Source organism: Bacillus cereus group sp. MYBK30-2, assembly GCF_051915945.1.
GTDB classification, from domain to species: domain Bacteria; phylum Bacillota; class Bacilli; order Bacillales; family Bacillaceae_G; genus Bacillus_A; species Bacillus_A paramycoides.
Window position 1 is genome coordinate 1,170,503 of sequence record NZ_JBQAFR010000001.1, and the last position, 22,515, is coordinate 1,193,017.

Sequence of the window (22,515 nt, forward strand, 5' to 3'; positions counted from 1 at the left end):
TTAAATTCTGATATAATAATATAGTTGGTAATATCAATTAGGGGGAAAATTGTATGAAAAAAGCTTTCAAATTCGGTTGTTTTGGGTTTATTGCATTATTTGCAATCCTTATTATTGCACTAATTATCGATATATCTAATGACGATCCAAAAGAAAAAAGCAAACCGAAGGAAACTGTTGCAGTAACTGCTAAATGGGAAGAAAAAGTTAAAGAAATTGCACCGAGTGATAAATCTACAACTGAAAAATTTGATGAAATAAGCAAATATGCTCAGGGTTACAAACCATCTAAAGATGAAGTTAAACAATTCGGTGACGAAATTATTAAAGAATATAAAGATAAAAACTATATTAAAGATGTATCTAACCATGAATACATGCTAAAAAACCTTTTTAAGTCACAAGTTGTTGATAAGAATGCATCAGATAAAAATTTAAAAGATTTCGCATTTGATTTCTGGCAAAACTCTAAATATAATTACCGTGGCGTTGAAAATGCAACAAGTAGCGCTACTCAAGCAAATGAACGCCAAATGGATAAAGCTTTAAGTAAAATGAATAAATAGATTTTGAATAGAAGTAATAAAAAAAGCCAGCTCTGGATGATAAGAGTTGGCTTTTTTATCTATTACGACAAAATCCGACACAATCTTAGTTTTTATCTTGCTACTATTAATATTAATACAAAAACATTAAATAAAAGCGAGGAAATTATCATGAGTTCCAATAATTTTTTTCCAGCAATAACTTCTATTAATCTCTTTACTGAAAGAGGTTCATCCGACTTAATATTATATAAAGGTCAAGATAACATTCTTAATGTTTCATGCACAATTGATGGACTTACTCGCAGAACCCTTCCATATATACATGAAAGTCTTGATTACATAGCGGTATGGTTTACTTTATACCATCAATTTGGCGGAGGAGATACAACAATTGTTAGAAGATATCTCGTAGAGTACGATCCGAAACAAAAGTACATTGATGAAGATATTGATCGTATTACTCTTCAAATCCCTGTGGACGATGATTTTTCTGATTTAGATTTCATAAGCAATTATTATTACTTACAAGTAAGTTTCACTAGCAAACACCCTGATGAAATGGGAATATCACACTCCATTCAAGCTAATCAAATATTTAACACAAAAATTCCATTTGTAATTAAAGAGGTGCTATAATTATGGGAGATGCAAGAAAAGTTGTAGAATTACCACAGTATAGAAATAAAAAGCTTAATGACCAAAATAATAGCGGAGGTGGCGGCGGAATGGACAATTATGTTACTCATAAAGATCTTGATGATCTAAAAGAACAATTGGATAATAGCCTGAAACTTACCGAAAAAAACATACAATTAATGTTTCGTGACGAATTTCGTGAAGAACGTGAATATCACAGGAAGAACAAGAATGAATCAGTACGTTGGATTATAGGAACAGGGATTGCAGTAGTTAGTTTAATATTCACCTATCTAAAATTGTTTGCAAGTTAATACACAAAAAAGCCGACTCAATTAAGAGCCGGCCCTTTTTATTTCACTTTAAAATACTCGTAAAACCATTTTCCTTCTGGTCTATTATCCATCCACCAAGTAATTTTATCTAATTCTGTATTAGGTAATACTTCCGTTTGGATATAACATAGTCCTGTAAGTGGATTGGTGATAACAGTACCTTTTGTTCCTCGCTCATTCATCGCTTGAAGTGCTTCGTTTAAATAATTTGTACCGAACTCATAAGACTTAACATATTGGTAACCGTTGTTTGAAATATCATTTGTAATAGATTGTTCAGCTCCACTTGTAAACCAAGATAATGGTTTACTACCAATCAATTTATTCATATCACATCCGCCGATACCTTCAACATAACCACCAGTCTTATCATCAGCATATTGCCAAATATCGCATGGATAATCCGGTTTCTTCCCGCCATAACGAGGAATCCATACAAAGTCAGCTTTTACATTTGCCATACCGAACGGTGCATACATATGATGTCCAACATATAAACCAACTTTCTGAGCACCTAATCTGCGTAATTCATCAATAAAGGCTTGAGTACCAGCTCGCATATCGTTCATTGTTTTCACTTCAACATCTGCAACCCAAACTGTCGCACTCTTATCTCCACGGTTCCAGAAGTCACGAGCTTCTATACGTGCATCATTTTCAGAAACAAAACGACAAAATGCATAGTTTCCAAAAGGGATATTTCGAGCTTTCATGACAGCAACATAAGATTTGTATACTGGATCAACATAGTTAGAGCCATCTTGTACACGAGCAATAACGAAATCTAGATGTTTTGCTGCTGTATCCCAATCAGGACTACCATTCCACTTAGACATATCAACAATATAACCCATTATTTATCATCTCCTTTGTTTCGTTTATCAGCAAACCATTTTCCGGCTGTAGGATTAGATACAACACCTGCAGCAATCAAAATGTATAGAATCATATCTACATATTCTTGATATCTTCCTAAATTAAAATGAGGGACAGCATCCATTAGTGCCATCCCTAAAAGTGCGAACAATGCTACCCACAATCCATAATTCTTGAATTTCTCTTGCATCGTTATTTCCTCCGTTTCCTTGTATCAGAACGTTTTATTTTCGCTTCAATTTCACTTGCCACGCTTTCCAGTAACCAGGTCGGAATCCATTTATCCCAACCGACTCTTACACAGTTTGCTGTGAAACTGTTGAAGATGTGATATGTTAATCCGCCAGTTACCATGTAGAAGAAGAAATCTGGTAACTTGAATGCGATATCAAACATGTGAGCTAAACAAGGCAATAAAAAAAGCACCACGGTACGCGCGATGCCTTCTACTCCATATGCTGATGAATACGATCCATCTAATTTGGATGCTTTACTTCCAGTGATCCAATCTAACGCTACTACCATCATCAGAATAAAGATCCATATCAGATTGGTTTTCCCATACACCAGACTCAAGAATGTTCCTACTCCACCACTTACAAGTGAAGCAGCTTTAAATTGTGCTGTATTGAAAATGTCGATTATGTTAAGACTTCTGAAAATATCATTAACTCGCTCCAATTGTTCACCTCCTTTCAAAATAAAAAGAGGAGCTTTTTGGCTCCTCTTAGTAAGTACATAAATTTTATATGTAAAAAAATGTACTTTATCTCTTAATCTTCGTCCTCATCTTCATCTTCAAAATTACTAATATCATCATCTGATTTTGCAATATAACCTGGATATTTACTTTCTATTTCCGACGCACACTTTAAACAATAAAGACTACCTTCCTCTTGCTCAAAATAATATCTTTTTTCACCATCATGAAAATTTCTATATCCGCAATTATCACCATTACAATAGCTCATATTTACATCCCCTTTTTAAATGTAAACATATCTTACCATAATTTTATCAGGAATATGATAAAAGCCGTATTTTGTTCAAAATAAAAAAGCCCACTATTGCGCGCTTGTGATTAAATCTACTCTTTGATTTTTAATTAGATATAAGTCGATACCACTTTTTAAGTCTGGACGCTTTGAAATAACATAATCGTATGTGTAGGCTTCATCGATGACCCTTTGCGCTAAATAATTCGCCATTTTACATACCTCCAAGTAATAACTCGTCTAAAGCTTGCTGCGTTAATTCCATCTGTTTTTTTAGTTTTTCTAACTCTGATGGTTCTTCTGGTTTTGGCTCTTCAGGCTTCGGCTCAACAGTTTTAACCCAATGGCCATCTTTGAATACTGGATAGTATATACCATCAGGGCAAACCTCTAACGTACAATTCTCAGGAATATCAGGTTCATAACCTATAACTACATCTTCCTCGTATGGTACTTTAATAGTTTCATAATCTACACTTGCCATTACACAATCAGGACATTCATATTTACTAATTGGTTCTTCTTCGTTTTCATAAGTACCATCCTCAATATGTTGATGCAATTCACATAACTTCTCTTCTGTAACAATTTCTTTTATTTCTTCTCTGTAAAACGTTTGTTTCTCGAAAATTGGTTTCTCTTCTAAAGGAATCATTTCTGTAAAAATACCTTCGTCGTTATAGCAATATCCGTAATGTTTTCCCATTTAATTTTCCTCCTTATTATTATACTACGTAGGTAAATGCAATGTAGACGTTCTTTCCTTTTGAGGCATTTGATAAAGTAATTCTTCCATCTGTGTAAACTTCTAGAGTTGTTGCTACACCATCATTGGTAAGAATAGTTGTAGTTAGGTTTCCTGGTGGTCTCATGTCCACAGGTAGAGTTGTAACAATGTTAGCGACTGCGTTTGCGTTTAAACTAATCGCCGCTCGGATAGTTACGGTATCACCTCGTCTGTCAGCCACTGGTGGTCTACTAACATCAAAATTGGTTGCATCTGAAGTCAATGTTAAATTAGCCCTTCCGTCTTTATCTTTAATAGCTACTTTATTACCTTTGTAGGTGAATAAAGAATCGGATACAGTCAGGTTTGAAGCTGATGACCACGGATTTGCGCCCCATCCGAGATAAAACGATTCACCTGTAGGGTTTCTAAATCTGCCAATGCCACCTTTAAGTGTAGAGTCGCCTTTATCGTAATACATAAGACCGCCAGCAGTATTCTTTGTAGCATCCTGGGTGAAAGTTACTTGCCCACTAGAATCACTATCAAATTTTAACTCACCTCGCATATTGTCACCGTTCTTTTTGATAAGACCATTTTGGCTTCCACCTACATATACAGCATTTGCCCAATCACGTGAGCCACTTCCTGGAGCTGTCTCTGATACGACAACAACACCCTCTTGAGACTTAGCCAACCAAACAGTTTTTGTAGTTGTTCCATCTCCTTTGAATAATATTTGCTGAACAGATGATGCCCCATCAAGTCTAAGTTCATTCCCTAAAGTCAGTGAACCTGTAATAGTGTCACCTGACTTCTTTACAAGGTTTGTATTCTGTAAGACATCAAATGACTTTGTAGCTGGATTATACTCAAAAGCTGTTGAGTTGTTTACTGAATCATATAAACGTAACTTATCAGAATTATTAAGTCCTAAAGAAAGTAGTGTTGCTCCGTCTTTCTTAAAAGCAACGTCTATAGAAGGTAATGCTCCCACTCTGTCTAAGCTCAGGTTACCTGTCATAGTGTCACCTGTTTTTTTAACTGCTCCCTTTGCTAACTCTCCAGCTGCAATAATTGGAGCGAAATCTACATCTTTGAATTTTTCTCCTACTTCAATTGCTTTTTGAATTATTGTTAAATCGTTTTTTGAATCTGTAACACCACCAATAGATAGTGATCTCTTAACTTCAAAATAGAATGGTCTTGATTCTAACTCAGTACCACCTGCTTCTTTAATAATAACTTGACCAATCACGGTTCCTGCTGAAGCTAATGTTTGTGCATCTAAAACGATTTGGTACTTACCCTTCATTGCGTTAATCGGCTGACCATTCTTCTGTAAAATGACTGTTCTGTCAGGCTTTTCGAATGTAATCATAACTGATAATGCTCCACTCAAATCAACTTCCGCCCAACGATTTGTAACGTTCAAAAGTAACTTAGCTGAATTTCGATCCCCTTGAGAAAAATTAATTTCTTTTGTATTCACATTCTCCATTAAATCTACAGTAATTTCTGCCGTTTTAAATGTCATATTATCACCCTTTATTAAAGTGTATTTTTTGATTGTTTTACAGTTTGGAGTGGTTGCGCTTGTTCAACTTGTTGCTGTTCCACAGCTATTGCTTGTTGCTGCAATGATGTTAAACAATCTGAGCACACGTTTAATGTGCCTAACTTATGCAAATGAGCATTCTTTTTGCACATGTCACAAAATGTATCTGTTTTACGCAAATAAACCTGGTCATGATCTGAGAAAATCTCGACTACATCACCAGGTTTCACGCCGATATCGGCTAATTTATCCAATGGTATTTTTACCGTTCCGTCTTCGCTAATCGTTACTAATACGCCTAAATAATTATATTCCATAATTTCAACCCCTTATGTTAGTGTGAAGTAGGCCCATCCGTATGAACCGATGTGACCATAAAATCCCCAACCTTTTGATCCATTCATATATCTAATTGTTCCTGTTGAATCTACTGAATTATCATATACGTTAACGCCATTTGCGCTTAATCCACACTTAAAAACTGCTTTTGGCGCATCTACCCAAAATGAATTTGATTGATTTTTAACTGTGAACGTAACACCATTTTGGGATTCCACCCAATACGAACCACCATTTGCATATTGACTTATACCTAATTGAGAAGTAATTATTGTATTTTGACCAGCGACAATGTTCGTATTTAAGTCAGAACCCATCCACAATTTACCACCTGATATTACATCGATATTTTCAGTTGATTCTAAACGTGTTCTATAAGTATAAGCACTGAATTGACCGTCAGATCTTGCTGTAATACCTTGCTTTCCAGTTAGATAAATGTATCTGTCAGCCTGTTCCGTTAAATCTCCATATGTGTCAAAATTAATCTTAGCTGAATAATGTGGATCACCGTCTGTTTCTCTTCCGTTAACAATACCTATGCTACCTGTATAGATTGTCTTCGCGATATTAGGAAATTGAGCAATAGTGAAAGTTCCGTCACGGAAAGTAGACGTGTTTATATTGTCATGCATAAGTATTGTTGGTTGTAGTTGGTTATCTGCATTTCTATAATAGTAACCAATAAACATTCGCATTTTATCTGATTCCATTAATCTAATGAATTGTTTCTGCATGTGTACATAAGTGTCTCCACCGTCTGTACGTATTGTAGAACCGACAATCTCGCCACCTCGTACTAAGTTACCGTTTAGTACACCCGTTGTAATGAAATCAGCAACAATACGTCCATCCATCGTGATTGCGGTATTATATGGACCATTTATACCTGTGGACGAATAACCAAATCCGTTGATATTCCATTGCCACACTTTTTTAGCGGTTCTTTCATCGGCTGTATCCATAATCAAAATTCTTTCTGGATATACGCGAACATGGCCACCGAAACCGCTATTGATTAAATTCGTAGCATTCTCACGTGCTTGTTCTAAAATAGAGCTTTCCATGTTATTAACGTTGTTTTCTATGCTGTCAACTCTACCCGTTATATCAGCGAATGACTCTTTATAATTACCTAATGTCAATTCGATATATTCATCGTTAATAGGATCATATTTATAATGATTAACTTTAGCTTCAATTTCGAAACCATCTTCTTCATGTATAACTGTTACTGTATCTCCCATATATACACGTTGTAATACCGCTAAATCTTTATATTCTTCGGTTTGCGATAATTCTTGGAATTCTACCTTGTACGTCGCCTTAGGTAAATCTACAAATTGTTCGTCATACATTTTTCTAGCCCCGTCACGTAACATTTCATATGCTTGTGGTAACGGAACTGCATCTTCGTCATTCGCATAATCACCAATAGCAGCTTTAATGTGTTCAAATTCAACAACTCTAATTTTAGGCTTAATGTATTTGCTGGCGTTATAACTGTCCACATACTTTTCTGGTAATAATAGGCCATCAAATCCTTTTGGCATCATCCGAGTAATAACATTCGTCCAATCAACGTCTGATTCATATCCCAATAAATCTTTCTTATGCTGAATCACAACGCCACGATCTCTGCCACGTTCTCTTAGCATGTTGACGGTGAAATTATCCCTTTTTAATTCCCCGCCCCAAATACTAAGGAAAGAGTTGTCCTGACTGTTATCAAGTATTGCTTCGACTGGATTTTTTCTTACTAAACGAGAACTAGCAATTGTACTTATATCGCTAATGAAATTAAAATTAGTGTTATATTGCATACGTTCTTTCATTTGTTGTAATGCCGCTTGTCCACCCTTTTCTTGAATAAATGTATCTTCAATCAAGTTATCAACGAGATCATAAAATACGTGATAACAAAATACGTGTAACTCACCCATAGAAGGAGCAGGGCGTGCTACACGAAACAATTGATTTCCGTCAGGTGTTGGTGCTTTGATTAAACATTGACCACCTATTTCTAATCCATGCGGAGAGAATAACGGATATTTAAAACTTAAGACATATAAACCATTTAATTCTTCTTCGATAACTGCATCGTAAATATTATCGTCTAAAATACCTATACCATTGTGAGTAAAATCTGTTTCAGTTGGTTTATATAGTGTAATCATAAGTAACGCCACCTCGGATCAATTTGCAACTTCGTAACAGTTCCAGTCCATTTTATTGTGTTTGCACCTTCAGAGAATGTGGGAAAATTACCGATCATATTACTATTCATCGGTGTAGTGTTCGAATACGCTTCTTTTAATTCAGAATCAATTACTACTGAACTATTTACATTTCTAATTAAGAATGAAACATCATTTATCGTAACGGTAATTGATCCACTGCCATAAATCGTTATTTTAGGTAATGAATACTTAGTGCCGTAGTTTACAAGAGTGGTTATCGTAGTTATTTCCAAAGGTTGTAGAATAGCATATTCAAATGGATCAGCTACAAAAGTAACTTCGAATTGTCCATATTCTTCTATTTCATTAGCGATATTACCTATTTCCACACTTTTTATTTTTCTATAAACGTTATCATCTGTAAAAGAAAGGATTTTCGCGTTCAATAGCCACGCTTTTATACGTCGTAACAATGGTTTGATGTTATAATCCTCTAACAAGTTAAAGTCAATCTTGAAAGTAACGTCTTCATAACCATTTTTCTTTGTTAATGATCCGTTTTCTCTACCAGGAACTTCAATAAACTCTATTTTTTCTTTTGTTGTTGGTATGTCTGGGCGCTCTACCATACAAAGAAGATAGTCACGCCCTAATATTTCATTTATTCGAATATCAACCACGTCGCGCCCTCCCTTTACCGATATTTAACATTTGTCCTTTCTTTGCAAACCAATCATCAGCTTTTTCAAACATTCTGTCTAAATCCCTTTCATTTTTGACGGTTGTATGGAATGTAACTTCATTTTTAATTTCTTGTGGTTGTTGTTGCTGATTAGTGTTAACGCCTTTACTCAATGACAATGAATTGTTAACAATGTTAGGTAAATTAGAAAGGATACCATTGCCACCTATTGTTTTAGTAATCCTTTGCACCGTATCTCCTAGTGCGCCTCCAGAAGAAAATGAAGCTAATGGAACACCTTGATTTAAATTAGTAGCAAATGCCCTCGGCGCTGCAAACGATGCAGGAGCTGCAAACGATGTAGGAGCGGCGAATGATGCTGGGGCAAAACCTTGCTTTCCTGTATTATCGTTAACACTTATAGAATAAGAACTGCTAAATGGATTTAATTTGTTTAAAATATCACCAGCTTTATTCCACGCTCTTGAAACTGTATCGATAATACCGTTCATTACTTTAATAATTGAATTCCAAAGACCATAAAAGAAATCAATCACACTATTAATCGGTTTGTAAATGCTTTGAAGGATATCTGAAACATAATTCCAATTACTACGAACTACACTAGAAATATAATTAAATACTCCTGATACGCCAGAACTCATAGTATTCCACGCGCCAGTTACATTAGATACGATATTATTCCAAATACCTAACGTTATAGCGTAAACTACATTCCACGCGCCTTCAATTCTACTTTTTACTTCATTTACTGCATTACTAATATTCGAAGTTATCGTATTCCAAACTCTCGAAATGGTAGAAGTTATTTCATTCCATTTGTTGGAGGTTGTGTTTTTAGTAGAATCCCAACCACTTGTAACGATATCTATCGCTTTATTTATCTTGTTTCCAATATATCCAACAATTTCATTCCAAACATCAGAAATAAACGTCGAAACCGCGTTCCACGCTTGAGATGTTATATTTGATACATAATCCCAACCTTGCTGTATTTTAAGTTTGATAGGGTCCAAAAACGCATTTACAGTATCAGTGATCCATTGCCACGCTTCACGGATTATATTAGTAATCCAATTCCACGCTGTACTCGTTGCACTCGTGATTGTATTCCACAATTCTGTAATAGTGTTAACCAACATATCTCTATATTCTGTAAACGTAGAAGAAATAGCATTCCAAGATTCAACGATGTAAGGTTTTATCCATTCCCAAAATTGATTTACCGGTTCTTTTATTAATTCCCATCCTAAAATGAAAGCAGTTAATAATAACTGTAACGGGAATGTTATGATTTGGAATAAAATATCCCACGCTATTTGTGCAATCTCTTTTAAACCTTCCCAGAATGCAGAAAATCCTGATTTAACAGATTCCCACGCAGTAGAGCAAATGTTAACGAATGAATCCCAAGTTGTGGAGAACCATTCAATTATGCCTGTCCACAGTAAATTCGCTATCTCACCTACCTGATTCCAAAAATCAGACCATGCAGTTTTGAATTCTTCCCATTTAGTACTGAAGTATTCGACTACAGCATCCCAACTAGTCGATATCGTCTCCATCAAACTAGCCCAACCTTCTGATGCACCTTCAGAAATACTAGTCCATAATTCGGACATCCATGTTGCGAATTCACTCCATTTTTCTTTTAACCAGTCAGTTATCCCACCCCAGTTATTGAATATAGCAATTACAGCAACTACGATAGCGATAATTCCGGCAATCGCCGCAACTACAGCAGCTACAGGAGCGCCTACAAATGCAGCGATTGTTGTTACTAATGTTCCGATAGCTGTTCCAAAAGTAGTTAGCCAGCCGACGACGGTCATTACAACACCTATTATCGATCCTATAGCGGATATAATCGGACCGAGTATAAAGAGCAACGGACCTAACACGGCTACGACTGCCGTTATTACACCTATTACCTTTTGGGTTTCTGGCGATAAATTATTGAATGCATCTGCTAAACTTTTTACAGCATCAGCAATGATAGGCATTACTTGTTCAGCTAATTTTAGAAATATTTCTCCTAAAGGCTCTAAATCCTTCTGCATTTGACGGTAAAGTGATAACGCTTTTTTTCCGAATGCCTCTTCTTGTGTCATCACTAAATCTTTCATGTTGCCATCTGTACGCTCTAATTCATCATTTGCTTCTGTTAGGCTATAAACAACTTTATTGCCTAAATCTTCGAATTTAACACCGAATATAGAAACACCAAGTTGTGTAGCTAAAACTTGATTATCCATACCTTTTAACTCGTTGATTACAGCTTTGAACACATCAGCAGCAGGACGTTTACCAGCTTCGAATTCTTTCCACAATCCTTGTGTCCCTTTTGACATTTGTCCCATTGCATCAGATACACCTTTAGAACCATCTTGAACACGGATACCGAATTCTTTAACTAGATCATTTACATAATCTAAATTATCCTTTATACCCCTGCTTTCGCAGTATTTAATAGGGAGTAGACTATACCACCAACTCAATGAGTTGCCCCTTGGTAGTCGTTGAGGGCTTCCTTTCGGCTATCCCTGCTGATTGTCCAATCCTTTAGGTTGTCACGGCATTCGCTCGTACTAAAGGCTCTAAGGAGTTTCCAGCATATTCAGGGTTTTCGACATACCATCACTGATATGTGGCGCAATTATTATTTACGCTCCTGCATCTAATCCGTTCTTTAAGATCGATAACATTTCGCCAGAAGTGAATCCAGCTTGCCTGAATAATGGTGTATATTCGGCTAGATTATCTGTAAATTCCCCTGATACATCAAGACCAGCTTGCAAACCAGCTGTTATGATGTCTAAAGCTTGATCTCCTGTGACTCCATATTGCGTCATTAAAGCGGATGCACCACGAGTTGTTTCGTTTAAGTCTACGTCAAACGTTTCTGACAATGCCATAACGCCTTCTGTAACGCTTTGTAAATCTTCTAGAGGTACTTGCTTCATATTTTGCCAAACACGCATTACAGCGTCGTCTACTTGTCGCAAACTATCGCCCCAGCCATGTATAAATACTTCTTCAGCTACTTTACCCACATTCTCTGCACCTTTTACGGTTAAACCTAAAGAAGATTGGATTTGCTTTTGAGAAGTATCGAAATCATTAGCCCATTTACCACTTAAAGCCATAACGCCAGCTAAAGCAGGAGAAACTGTGGATGATAATTTTTCACCAATTTCTTTTGTTGAATTACCTACTTCTTTAAGTTTTTGAGAAGTCTTTTCGGCTACATTCGCTTGTTCCCTCAATGATGTATTAGCTTGTTCAACTTCATTTTTTAATCTCATTTCAGCCGTTCTAGCTTCATTTAACTTTGTTTCTAATTTGTTAACTTCAGCAGAATTCGTACCGTACACGCTTTTTGCTGCTTCTAGTTGTTGTTCTAGGTTTTTAACTGATCGCGCACTCAATTCTAATTGTTGCTGCAAATGTCTTTGTTTCATTTCTAACTTTTCAGATTCAGAAATACTGTTACCAAGTGCCACTCGCTCTTCTTCTAAAGCTGATTTCAATTTGTTGCTTTCTGTTACTAATAGAGATTCGGCACGTTGTAATTCACTTAACTTTTGCTTCGACTTCGCAGATTCACTATTCCGTTCCGCTTCAGCTTGCTTAGCTCGGTCTAATGCTTGTGTCGTCAATTGGATCTTGTTTGACATTTCCGCTTCAGCTATTTGAGCTTTTCTTAAAGCTTCTTCAGCCTTTCTTACTTCAGCGGAGTTTTCTCCCCACACTTGTTTCGCTCTTTGTAATTGTTGTGTATTTTCTTGTGTTTTTCTTTTAGCAAGTTCGTATTGTTTCTCAAGTGTAGATAAAGATCCTGCATGCTTATCGACTTCCGAACTGCTTAATTTCATTTGAGTTTGAGTTAATTTCAACTCTTGATTTAAAGCTCTATTCTCCCTATTAATATCAGATATATTTTTTTTATAATCGGAAGTATCAGCCTTAAATTTAATTATGGTTTCTTTTGAAGGAGTAGCCATTTATTTTCCACTCTCCTTTTCTTCCATGTAGGCTTTCCACCCCTCATAGGCGCTTTTATTTTCAGCGATTCTTTGAACGTCACTTAAAGGTAGATTCCAGAAATCCTCCCGATCAATTTCAAAAATAAAAACGTATAAACTGTATAAATCAGTAACCGTTTCTATTTCAAACTTAGGAAGAGTTAAGCCTTTTTTCCTTTTGTTTTATGTTCAAATCCGCTAGACATTTTGTTCTGGCGTTCTTTTTTCATGATCACTCCGAAAATTTGGAATGATTCCGACATGTCAACTTCGTATACTTCCATGAATGCCTCAAATTCCATATATTCAATTGGGTTCGCTTGTCTATATGCAGCATATACAGTTCTGAAAGTGTCTAATAAATCAACGTTTTGAATTCCACCAGCATTGAATAAAGTTCCTAAAAATGATTTATCAATAACACCTTCTTTTTCAAGTTTGAAAAGAGTTAAGGCTGTTAAATTTGCATTGATTGCAACTGTTTCACCGTTAGTTAAAATGATTTCTTTTTTCATGTGATTTCGCTCCCTATTATCAAAATTAAAAGGCACTCATAAAGAGCGCCTTTAATAGAATTTATATGGATATATTAAGCCCCAGTTTTTTGTAAGCTTGCAGGATCAAATTTAGTTAACCAAGCCTGTGCAACTGTTTCTGTTAAATTGATACCTTCATAATAGAATTTTCCATATCGATCTGGTAATGCAGTAATTTCTAATTCAAATTCTGCTAGTTCTTCCGCGCCGTTTTCTACACTCTTTACGAAACCTGTTGCAGCCGAGCAGTTAGGGAATGCAATTAAACGCTTATTTGATTCAAAAATATCATTCTCTTCAGCAACGAATGCAAAATCTTTACCGATGCTATCAATTCCGTATGCGTATACATCTGTGATTAATCCAGTATTTGAAATACCGAAAACGTCACGAATAACTTTCAGTTTCATATGGCCGCTAATTTTAACTGTTAATTGCGTTGGCTTTGATTTTTTCTTTTCCGTAACGCCACCGCATTTCTTTTCGATAGATTTAATTTCTGTCTCTGCATCTAATTTACCCACACAACCGAATGGATCTGTTATCGTTGCACCTTTAAAAAGTACACTTGCATTCTTAATCTCGACTGCATCAAACACATCAACTGTAACTGGCATTTAATTTCCTCCTAATGTTTTATTAATTTCTGCTATCAAGGCCTTATTAAGCTCTTCAACAGATTTGTTTGTTTCTCTATCCACACCTAACTCCATAAATCTTTCAGGATCATTCCCCTTGCTTTTACCAACACCCAAATCAGGAAATACTAGATATGCGTACTTAGCTTTAGGTTTTAAGGTTAAAGTTAGGTTTTCTTTTAAAGTTCCTTGAATCGATTTAGAAAGTTTTGCGTGTGGTTTCTTTCTATCTGAAATCGGTATTAAACCCAGGATAGATTTTTGCATAATAGGTGATATTTTCTTTTTTAACTCTTCATTAATGATCTTCTCTGCAACGTTCGGTAATCGCTCAATGTTCCTTTGATACGCTTCAAATTGCGCCGAATCAACGCTAAATTTAGCAGACAATTTTGATGTTCCTCGTCAATTCAAATGTGAGTACGTCCACAAAGAATTCAGTATCTTTCTTTTTCATTCTGTCTTTGAACGATTTATTGCAGGTATGACCAGTTTTAGCAAGGCTACTCATGAATTCTAATTGCAAGATGTCCAAGTCTTCTCTATTTTCCGAGAAGAAATAAACAGTAACTTCTTGGTTGTAATTTGTAGCGCCTGTTCTTTCGAATCCGCCAGTTTCAAACACAACATGATTAATTGTGGATAGATTAGCTTCATCTTCTTGCACAATGTCCTGGTAAACTTGAGATCCACTGAAGAACGACTCTAAGTGTTCAACCAATTTAATATTATATTTTTCAATTAATTCATCTAGTGTCATCAAGACCACCAACCTTTTGTAAATATAAATACATATTGTTTTTAGAACGATCAGCTTTAATGACGCTATAGGGAACATTTCGCAATTTTACAGTTAAGTTATCTACATCTTTATTCTTTAAAATAGGAGCAAACAACGTCTCAATCTTCATATCTAACTGTTTACCCATGCTATTAACAAGTTGAATATCAACTTCACGACACGAAAGTTCCGCAAATTTAAGCTCAATAATCTCGACATTTTCATATCCGATTACTTTTTTAGTAGCATTTCGAATGGTTTTCTTCTCCATGACACTTACAAACCCATCATTGTAAGTTTTTCTATGCCGTTCGATTGCCATTACACTCCCCTCTCTTTAAGAGCTACATGTAGAATCAGCCTTGATAATTCACGGTAAAAGTTAGGTTCGAATTGATCAAGAGCGTTGTTATACTCGTAGCGAATGCGGTTTATAACTAACTCTCGTGCGGATAAGTTGACTTTCAGATCAAGTTCAACGCCTACTAAATCATTAATACAGTAAACAGAACGATCTATCAGCTTTACGATGTTACTGTCTTCCTCGTCCCACGTAATTGCTAGTGCTCCTTTTACATCTTCTAACAAATCAAAAGGCGACTGTAACGTCGCCTTTAATTGATTATCACTCATAAAGGATCACTCCTTATTTAGTAGGTGCTGGAGTAGTCACCGCTGTACCTGGGTCTTTCATTGTTGAAATATCATAAACTAAGAATGAAAGATTCTCTTCAGCACGTCCGTTAGCGTACATTTTAGCGATATATAAATCTTCATCTTCGATAGCTCGTGTTTGATCGTAAACATCTAAACGTTGTGCTCCACCTAATCCTAAGAAGTAATCTTTCGCCATACCAGCAATTAACTTGCCTTTTGGAACTGCATTAGATTTAACGATTTTACCTGGGATTGGAAGGACGTTGTAAGCATAAGTTCCATCAGCATTAGGACGTGTAGTGTAACCGAAAATTTTAGCCCAGTAATCTACTGGATTAACAATTAGTAACACGTTTTCTGGATTGCGTTTGCCGTCTTTTGTAAGCAAAGCCATAATGTTTCCTAAAGTGAATGGAGAGAAGTTTTCTAGTGCTCCTGTTACCGCTTTATCAGCGTGAACGCCGTTAGTCACTGTTAGTAAGTCTTTTAACATACCGACTGGTTGATCTTTACCAGTACCATTAACGATTGCTAATTCTAGAGCGATTTTTAATGACTCTACTAATACAGTACGAACATAACGATCTAGCCAAACCGGGCCAAGATCCAACATTGCTTTACATACAGGCATGAAAGCGGATAGTTTGTATTGATTAACATCAATCGTTTCAAAACCTTCGTCTAAAAGTTCTTTATGAGCAGCGCATAATTTGCCCCAGAACGCTGTTTGAACGTCACCCTTTTTAAGAATCCATTCAGTTAAAGCGCCCACGTTAACAAAGTTGATTTCGTTTAACAACTCATGATTTTGTGTTAATTCTTCAAATACACGCTCGATTACAGTTGGTGGCACTAATGCTTCTGTTCCTGCAAATGAATTACCAGCGATTACTTGATTGTAGTATTTTGTTTCTTGACTAGTTAAAGCGCGTCCGCCGCGTGCAGCTAAGATTGCTTGATCGCTAGATTGTACAGACGCTTGTTGTAAAATTTCATTTTGAATACCTTCAGCAAATTGAATTAATGCATTATCTACTTGTTCCGGCGTACCAGACGCTAATACCTCGCTTAATTGTTGTCGATTTGCAATTTTTGATTCTAAGTCTTTACCCATTGTAAAGTTCCCCCTATGATTTAATAGTTTTTAGTAATGAAGCCATAAAATTAGATGCTTTTTCAGCATTTTGAACACGTTTATTTTTTTCGTTTTCAATAGCAACCGCTTCTTCTGTTTCCGGTTCCTCAACAATCTCTTCTTCTTCGATATCCACACTTATTTCAATAGAATCCACGATTTCGTCACAGAAACCATAGGATTTAGCTGTTTCAGCAGTCATGTAAGTTTCATTATCTAATAACGCTTCTAATTCGTGGAATTCACCGTTAAAACGATTTCGATACGTTTGGATTAACGCATCATCTACGTCACGTAACATTTTGGCTTGCTTCTCTAATGAGTCAGCATTACCGTACGCATAAGTTGAAGCTCTATGAACCATCATTGTTGTATTAGATGGCATGATAATTTTGTCCGCACCCATTGCGATTAAAGAAGCTGCTGACGCTGCAATTCCGTCAACAACTGCAGTAACTTGGGCCTTGTGGCTTCGCAAATAGTTACAAATCGCAATACCTTCAAAAGCATCACCACCACCTGAATGAATGTGTAATTCAATTTCGTCAGCGTCAATGTTATCGAACATTTCGCGAGTCTTTTTAGCGTTAATATCGCCCCACCACCCAGCACCAACTGTTCCATGCATATAAGCAACAACTTTTTTACTGTTCTCCTGATTCTCCATCATTAGGAACTTCGGTTGAATCTTTTCCATTTCCATCATTTTCACCCCCTTCCATAGTTCCGCTTATCCTTGCTCTCTCATAGTTCTTAGTGACATAACGTTCCTTAGCCCAATCTTCATCGATTAATTCTCCACCTAATCGCTCAATTACATCGTTAATACTAAGACCACCAACGGCGAATAGTTTGTCCACAGCGTTTGCGAACTTGGTTAGGTCAAACAATTTGAAGTTCTTCATGTCAAATTTGATATAAGTTTTGTTTAAAAATTGATCTCTAGTAAACATCTTTTTGTTGTACTCGTTAGCAATCATTTCGCCGATTGGTCTAACAGAGAAAAGTATGAAATTATCCAGGTCACCAGTAGGATTACCAGAAGTAGAGATTCCACCTTCGCTTATACCACTTAATAAAGATGGTGGAATATGGAAAGCGACAGCCACAAAATCTAGCATATCTTTTGCTAGATTCTTAATGTCTCGTGTATCCATTTTTTGTGGGTCTTTACTCTGATCTTCTAAATTAACTTGCTCCGGCAAAAACAAAACAGATGCAAATTTTTCGGGATTTGTATAATCTCTCATCTTTTCCTCGAAAAGTGCTTGTGTTGCTTTTCCGTTCTCATCAGTTAATCCATTCATGAAACGTCCTTTAATTAAAAATCTAAGTTTTCCGTTCCCCTTATAATCAGACATGGCTTTTGCTAGTAGTAATCCGTATGAGTTATACAAGCTATCAATAACCTGATTAATAGACTCCTGGGAAAGGCGGAAATACAAGACTTCGCTTTCTTTATAAGTTTTCGTTAACATTTCACCGTTAATTGACAATGAATGATACGTAAACTCTGTTAAACCATTCGTAGTTTCGCGATAAAATGAATCAGCTATCCACATTTCATCACCTACAGGGACAATCAACGCCTCGTTTTCATAAACAAGCTCGTGAACAAACTTTACCCAAAATTCGTGAGCGCTTTGGTTTTTGTTCGGTGATACATTCAATTGATAATAATTCAAACTCCTTTTTAGCTTTCCGTCCCTATACGATTCAAAGTCACAGGCGATCAACGAACGTGCAATTAAATCAATAGCAGCGTTAACATACAGTTTCTTGTAAGCTATTTCCGCTTTTAATTGCAACGTTTGGCAATCTGGATCTGGAATTTCACTACTACCACCACCAAAAAGCGTTTTAACTATTGTTCTAATTCCCAATTACCTCACCTCCCTTAGTTAAAATGACCATACTTGCATATCGTTAATATCAATTGCATAGTCTTCAATCTCTCCATCAAAATTTAAAGCATGAGTGAATGCAAAAAACCCGTCAGTTTTTCTTTTGACAGGGTCGATTTTTTTATATTCTTTTGAGCCGTTCCCTAATTCATCCACATAAATATTGCCACAATACCATCTCATAACAGGGTCATTGTGGAAAATTAAGTTTTGATTGATGAATAAGTGTTGAATTAATGGATCTAACATGGCATGGATATATTGGCCACGACGTACTACCTTTACTTTTTCATGAAAACCAGCTTGTTCTAATAAAGGCTGCAAGATTACGGAACGGAATTTATCAATAGCGATGTATTTAATATCGTATTCTTTCGCTTTATCTAAGAACCAATTGACAACTCGTTCTGGTTTTATCTCTTTATCATACACAATGGTGAATAGTCCTTTTTCCACTCCTATATCAATGATGTCCTGGTTTATATCCTGCATTTTCAACGCTTCGTGCCATATAAACGTGTGGTGAATCCAAATACGCTTACCATTCACCTTAAATAACAAACCTACACTACAGAAGTCGCGTAATTCAGCGAAATCTACACCACCAACGCATTGATATTGATGCAAATTGTCTGGTAATTCTTGATCCGTAGCAAGAATATCCTCATAAGTAGCGATTTTATGTTGAAATAACTGTTTAGGAATGTTCATCCTTTTTGTCATGAACTCAACATGCATCGGAATAGATGTTTGACAATCGGCCCATTCTTCTTTCATCGTTTCGAATAATTCCGTGTTATCTCGAATAGAAGGATTCGCTTTTTCCCAGTTTGCAATATCTTCAACTTCTTCTTCAGAATCTAATTTGCAGATGAAGGGGAAAATCTTGCTCTTTTCAACTTCGCCACTTAGAATCATGCGTGCCTTTTCTTTGTAGTCGTCTAAAACTCCACCGCGAACATATCCATCGGTAGTTAAATAGAATGTTCGACCGTCTTTTACTTTACCTAAAGCCGAACGGAATACTTTAATCGACTTATAATCTTCATATTCATGAATTTCATCAAACCAAACTGAACCAGGGCGACGACCGTCTTTTGTTCTAGCGTTAGAAGTATTGAAATTCATATGAGATTTATTTGTTTTATGTTGAATAAGTACCTTTGTAGCATTGAAAGATTTCTTTAAAACTTTATTTTTAGGGTTTTCTATTACATCTTTTACGTCATTAAAAGTAGTTTTTGCTTGTTCTTCTGACGTTGCGACCCATTCAATATGATAACGATCAATACCAAATTGTTTAGAAAGCATATAGAAGTTTAAATATCCAGCATAACCATTTTTTCCGCCACCACGACCCATTAAAATTAAGATTTGATTCCAAACCAGACGATTATTATCTTTATATCTAACGCCGAATACACAAGCATTTACGAAACGTTGCCAGGTAAATAATTTGAATGGGTAATACTTAGCTGGAACATTTACACTATCTTCAATAGCTTGAACATCCACATAAACATTTGGATCATCTAAAGTTTTTCGAACTAAGGTCATTAATTGCTTCTGTTCATTACAGGAACGAATAGCCCCGCTTTCCACAGCATGCATATACTCACTAATAAAAGGATGATATTTATAAGGAAGATTAGACTTCTGCGTCATCGTCATCATCCTCGCTTACCGCTTTAAGGCCTAACTCATTAAGAATCTTTAACATTTGTGTATTAGTTTTATTCAGCTCGTTAATGCTATCGTTTTTCTTCATAAATCCATTAGCACCTAAAACTGAAACACCGCGTTCTTTTACATCAGCTATCAATTTATTTTTTATATCCCAAAATGACATATAATCTTCTACTAAATCCATAAAATGAGCGTGTATGATACCGTTTGTGCCAAGTTGCTCATATAAATCATCTCTTATTTTATTTCTAAGCGTTTTTTCTCTGCTCTTTTGAAGCTTTGCAACCTTTTCTGAAACATTTTTTAGACCTTTTTCATTTATCATGTCTTCCCAATAACGGCTACGCCATGATTTAACAGTGCTAACAGATACACTATATTTATTCGCAATATCCTTGTATTTAACGCCTTCTAAGAAATCTTTGAACGCTAATTTATATTTACTTTGTTTTCCGCTCACAATATCATCACCCCGCTTTTTTATTAGATTTTTTCGAAGATTAATTTTAAAAACATTACTTAAAAGAACGAAAATAGTCGTGTATATTTTTACTTAGCAGGAAACAGTAGCAACTGCATACAGATCACAAATGCATATCAAAATTTTTCACCATCCAAATAAAGGGATGGTATTTTTTTGCGATTTTTTCTGTCTCACGCGCGAAAAGCAAAAAATAAAAAGACAAATCTCCCCCCCGCGTTGCTCGGTCCCCCAGCAAAATTGTTTCTATATTTTACCCGGGGGGTGTCTCAGGAAATTTGTTTCAAATTATTTTATAGCTAAACCGAAAAATAGCTCAGCATATTCTATAACAATGTGAGCTTCTGTTAACGTCATGTTTAGATAAAGTTCTAGCCAATGTTCACGTAGACTCTTCTTTACAGTTTCAAGTGTAGTCTTCTCGCATGCTCTTGGATTACATATGTGACGTATCTGTTTGTATGTTGTGTAGATATCACTTCTAAACTTCATATACATTTCATATTCAATAACGTTCATATCATTATTGTTAGTAGTAATTAAACAATCGATAACTTCTATGTTATATGTATTACCTTGTATCGTTAGTCTGTCCACACGCTCACCATCTTTCCTCATCGACTATCGTGCAATGTTTCTTTACTATGTTGTGATACTTATCATGTATATCATTGTGACAACGAATACATAGCGTTTCTAAGTTGGATAGAACATAAGCTAAATCTGGTCTATCATGTAACTCTTCTAAATGATGGACGTTTTTGCCTTGTGATTGTTTACCATTGCGTTTGCAACGCTGACACTCGCTATTATCTCGTTCGAGTGCTAATATTCTTATATGCTTCCTCCAATATGGATGCTTATAGAACTTAATGATTTTATCTTGCTCATATAGTTTATTAATCTCTTGTATTGTTAGAGGTTGCATGAACTATCCTCTCTCCTCTTAATCCTAATCTATCAATTACCCATGTCTTGCCTATCTTCTTTGCTACAATCTTTCCTTGAGCGCATAAGTTCTTAACATGACCAGGTGATACATTAAGAATAGATGCGGCTTCGTTTACACCAATTACATTGCATAAGTCGCTATCCATCTATCCTCACCCCTTATCTTTCCTTAACAACAAATAAGACGCTAACCATATTAAGGTTGCGCCTACGATAATTGATATTGGTTTAATCATTTACATCCGAAGCGAATTCTTTTGAAGTATCTTCCGCTTCACAATAAACTTTTAAATTAGTCCAATACTTTTCATCATAACGGTATTCTTTTAATCCATCTATTGAACGTCCTATACCTTTAAACAATTCAACCTCACGCTCATAACTTTCATTTCTAGCATCATCTTTAAACTTTTCGGATGCTAATTCTTTTGCTCTATCTTCATTTTCCGCAATGACGTATACATGAACTTGGCTATTACCTGTATATCCATTTGTCACATAATAAAGTTTCACTGTTACCATCCTCCTCCAAAATAAAAACATCCACTATGCGAACGCTTCGTGTTATTATGGTTAAGCTATATTAATTCAGATTGATATGTAGGTGAAACAAATGAAAAATAAGGAACCTAAACAAGAATACGATCTAAGCAAAATATACACATACAAAGAGTTCCCTGATAAAATTAGCGGTCGCTGTGATAATTGTGGCAATACCGCATTCAAAAGTTCCGTTAAAGATTTCATTTTCTTAAGAGAATGTCGTCAATGTGGTATGAAGAAAATCATATAGCCCTATCCAGGGCTTTTTTCTTTGTAAAATA

The 22,515-nt window shown here is 35.8% G+C and carries 30 protein-coding genes and 1 pseudogene; 4 read left to right on the forward strand and 27 right to left on the reverse strand.

Features of this window, described 5'->3' with window-relative positions; all coding sequences use genetic code 11:
- The first annotated feature begins 53 nt into the window (after window positions 1-53).
- From ACTFQM_RS06035 to ACTFQM_RS06045, 3 genes are all read left to right on the forward strand, one after another.
- Window positions 54-566 (forward strand): hypothetical protein, encoded by a 513-nt coding sequence (locus tag ACTFQM_RS06035; RefSeq protein WP_440033753.1) that lies wholly within the window; start codon window positions 54-56, stop codon window positions 564-566.
- 150 nt (window positions 567-716) lie between these two features.
- A complete protein-coding gene (locus ACTFQM_RS06040; RefSeq protein ID WP_440033754.1) occupies window positions 717-1,184 on the forward strand; it encodes a hypothetical protein in 468 nt (155 codons plus the stop codon).
- A gap of 2 nt (window positions 1,185-1,186) precedes the next feature.
- Window positions 1,187-1,498, forward strand: coding sequence for a hypothetical protein (locus ACTFQM_RS06045; RefSeq protein ID WP_440033755.1), 312 nt, complete (start codon window positions 1,187-1,189; stop codon window positions 1,496-1,498).
- 38 nt (window positions 1,499-1,536) lie between these two features.
- Here ACTFQM_RS06045 and ACTFQM_RS06050 read toward each other — a convergent pair whose 3' ends face one another.
- From ACTFQM_RS06050 to ACTFQM_RS06180, 27 genes and pseudogenes are all read right to left on the reverse strand, one after another.
- On the reverse strand, window positions 1,537-2,373 hold the full coding sequence (locus ACTFQM_RS06050; RefSeq protein WP_440033756.1) for a GH25 family lysozyme: 837 nt from the start codon (window positions 2,371-2,373) through the stop codon (window positions 1,537-1,539).
- On the reverse strand, window positions 2,373-2,585 hold the full coding sequence (locus ACTFQM_RS06055) for a hypothetical protein (RefSeq protein ID WP_440033757.1): 213 nt from the start codon (window positions 2,583-2,585) through the stop codon (window positions 2,373-2,375). Before ACTFQM_RS06055 ends, ACTFQM_RS06050 begins: the two co-directional genes overlap by 1 nt.
- A gap of 2 nt (window positions 2,586-2,587) precedes the next feature.
- Window positions 2,588-3,076, reverse strand: a complete 489-nt coding sequence (locus ACTFQM_RS06060) for a phage holin family protein (RefSeq protein WP_440033758.1) — start codon at window positions 3,074-3,076, stop codon at window positions 2,588-2,590.
- A 92-nt stretch (window positions 3,077-3,168) separates the two neighbouring features.
- Entirely contained in the window at window positions 3,169-3,366 is a 198-nt protein-coding gene (locus ACTFQM_RS06065) for a hypothetical protein (protein ID WP_440033759.1), read from the reverse strand.
- Between the two features lie 93 nt (window positions 3,367-3,459).
- A complete protein-coding gene (locus ACTFQM_RS06070) occupies window positions 3,460-3,603 on the reverse strand; it encodes a hypothetical protein (RefSeq protein WP_440033760.1) in 144 nt (47 codons plus the stop codon).
- Between the two features lie 19 nt (window positions 3,604-3,622).
- A pseudogene (locus ACTFQM_RS06075) lies at window positions 3,623-4,096 on the reverse strand (hypothetical protein); the annotation flags it as partial.
- 19 nt (window positions 4,097-4,115) lie between these two features.
- Entirely contained in the window at window positions 4,116-5,654 is a 1,539-nt protein-coding gene (locus ACTFQM_RS06080; protein WP_440033761.1) for a BppU family phage baseplate upper protein, read from the reverse strand.
- Between the two features lie 14 nt (window positions 5,655-5,668).
- Window positions 5,669-5,992: an AbrB/MazE/SpoVT family DNA-binding domain-containing protein gene (locus ACTFQM_RS06085; RefSeq protein ID WP_440033762.1), complete on the reverse strand. Its 324-nt coding sequence runs from the start codon at window positions 5,990-5,992 to the stop codon at window positions 5,669-5,671.
- 12 nt (window positions 5,993-6,004) lie between these two features.
- Window positions 6,005-8,191: a phage tail spike protein gene (locus tag ACTFQM_RS06090; RefSeq protein ID WP_440033763.1), complete on the reverse strand. Its 2,187-nt coding sequence runs from the start codon at window positions 8,189-8,191 to the stop codon at window positions 6,005-6,007.
- Window positions 8,188-8,874, reverse strand: coding sequence for a phage tail protein (locus ACTFQM_RS06095; protein ID WP_440033764.1), 687 nt, complete (start codon window positions 8,872-8,874; stop codon window positions 8,188-8,190). Before ACTFQM_RS06095 ends, ACTFQM_RS06090 begins: the two co-directional genes overlap by 4 nt.
- Window positions 8,867-11,395 carry a hypothetical protein gene (locus ACTFQM_RS06100; protein WP_440033765.1) on the reverse strand — a complete coding sequence of 843 codons (2,529 nt, stop codon included), beginning with the start codon at window positions 11,393-11,395 and terminating at the stop codon, window positions 8,867-8,869. The genes ACTFQM_RS06095 and ACTFQM_RS06100 overlap by 8 nt, the downstream gene beginning before the upstream one ends.
- Window positions 11,396-11,560: 165 nt before the next feature.
- Window positions 11,561-12,901, reverse strand: a complete 1,341-nt coding sequence (locus ACTFQM_RS06105; RefSeq protein WP_440033766.1) for a phage tail tape measure protein — start codon at window positions 12,899-12,901, stop codon at window positions 11,561-11,563.
- A 182-nt stretch (window positions 12,902-13,083) separates the two neighbouring features.
- On the reverse strand, window positions 13,084-13,437 hold the full coding sequence (locus tag ACTFQM_RS06110; RefSeq protein WP_440033767.1) for a hypothetical protein: 354 nt from the start codon (window positions 13,435-13,437) through the stop codon (window positions 13,084-13,086).
- 74 nt (window positions 13,438-13,511) lie between these two features.
- A complete protein-coding gene (locus tag ACTFQM_RS06115; protein WP_440033768.1) occupies window positions 13,512-14,075 on the reverse strand; it encodes a phage tail protein in 564 nt (187 codons plus the stop codon).
- The gene (locus tag ACTFQM_RS06120; protein ID WP_440033769.1) at window positions 14,076-14,486 is read right to left on the reverse strand and encodes a hypothetical protein; all 411 of its coding nucleotides are present in this window, start codon (window positions 14,484-14,486) and stop codon (window positions 14,076-14,078) included.
- Window positions 14,476-14,856 carry a hypothetical protein gene (locus ACTFQM_RS06125; RefSeq protein ID WP_440033770.1) on the reverse strand — a complete coding sequence of 127 codons (381 nt, stop codon included), beginning with the start codon at window positions 14,854-14,856 and terminating at the stop codon, window positions 14,476-14,478. The genes ACTFQM_RS06120 and ACTFQM_RS06125 overlap by 11 nt, the downstream gene beginning before the upstream one ends.
- Complete coding sequence (locus tag ACTFQM_RS06130) at window positions 14,843-15,199, reverse strand: phage head-tail adapter protein (RefSeq protein WP_440033771.1); 357 nt, start codon at window positions 15,197-15,199, stop codon at window positions 14,843-14,845. Before ACTFQM_RS06130 ends, ACTFQM_RS06125 begins: the two co-directional genes overlap by 14 nt.
- Window positions 15,199-15,510 (reverse strand): hypothetical protein, encoded by a 312-nt coding sequence (locus ACTFQM_RS06135; protein ID WP_440033772.1) that lies wholly within the window; start codon window positions 15,508-15,510, stop codon window positions 15,199-15,201. Before ACTFQM_RS06135 ends, ACTFQM_RS06130 begins: the two co-directional genes overlap by 1 nt.
- A 13-nt stretch (window positions 15,511-15,523) precedes the next feature.
- Complete coding sequence (locus tag ACTFQM_RS06140) at window positions 15,524-16,648, reverse strand: phage major capsid protein (protein WP_440033773.1); 1,125 nt, start codon at window positions 16,646-16,648, stop codon at window positions 15,524-15,526.
- Between the two features lie 13 nt (window positions 16,649-16,661).
- Entirely contained in the window at window positions 16,662-17,372 is a 711-nt protein-coding gene (locus tag ACTFQM_RS06145) for a head maturation protease, ClpP-related (protein ID WP_440034392.1), read from the reverse strand.
- The gene (locus ACTFQM_RS06150) at window positions 17,314-18,552 is read right to left on the reverse strand and encodes a phage portal protein (RefSeq protein ID WP_440033774.1); all 1,239 of its coding nucleotides are present in this window, start codon (window positions 18,550-18,552) and stop codon (window positions 17,314-17,316) included. The genes ACTFQM_RS06145 and ACTFQM_RS06150 overlap by 59 nt, the downstream gene beginning before the upstream one ends.
- A gap of 18 nt (window positions 18,553-18,570) precedes the next feature.
- Window positions 18,571-20,247, reverse strand: coding sequence for a terminase large subunit domain-containing protein (locus ACTFQM_RS06155; RefSeq protein ID WP_400527555.1), 1,677 nt, complete (start codon window positions 20,245-20,247; stop codon window positions 18,571-18,573).
- Window positions 20,222-20,719 (reverse strand): P27 family phage terminase small subunit, encoded by a 498-nt coding sequence (locus tag ACTFQM_RS06160; protein ID WP_400527554.1) that lies wholly within the window; start codon window positions 20,717-20,719, stop codon window positions 20,222-20,224. The genes ACTFQM_RS06155 and ACTFQM_RS06160 overlap by 26 nt, the downstream gene beginning before the upstream one ends.
- Window positions 20,720-21,028: 309 nt before the next feature.
- A complete protein-coding gene (locus ACTFQM_RS06165) occupies window positions 21,029-21,259 on the reverse strand; it encodes a hypothetical protein (protein WP_440034393.1) in 231 nt (76 codons plus the stop codon).
- An 82-nt stretch (window positions 21,260-21,341) separates the two neighbouring features.
- A complete protein-coding gene (locus tag ACTFQM_RS06170) occupies window positions 21,342-21,668 on the reverse strand; it encodes an HNH endonuclease (protein WP_440033775.1) in 327 nt (108 codons plus the stop codon).
- The gene (locus tag ACTFQM_RS06175) at window positions 21,640-21,837 is read right to left on the reverse strand and encodes a helix-turn-helix domain-containing protein (RefSeq protein ID WP_440033776.1); all 198 of its coding nucleotides are present in this window, start codon (window positions 21,835-21,837) and stop codon (window positions 21,640-21,642) included. The genes ACTFQM_RS06170 and ACTFQM_RS06175 overlap by 29 nt, the downstream gene beginning before the upstream one ends.
- A gap of 82 nt (window positions 21,838-21,919) precedes the next feature.
- Window positions 21,920-22,204, reverse strand: coding sequence for a hypothetical protein (locus tag ACTFQM_RS06180; RefSeq protein ID WP_440033777.1), 285 nt, complete (start codon window positions 22,202-22,204; stop codon window positions 21,920-21,922).
- 100 nt (window positions 22,205-22,304) lie between these two features.
- On the opposite strand from ACTFQM_RS06180, the gene ACTFQM_RS06185 reads away from it, so the two are divergent.
- Complete coding sequence (locus ACTFQM_RS06185; protein WP_440033778.1) at window positions 22,305-22,484, forward strand: hypothetical protein; 180 nt, start codon at window positions 22,305-22,307, stop codon at window positions 22,482-22,484.
- Window positions 22,485-22,515 lie beyond the last annotated feature (31 nt).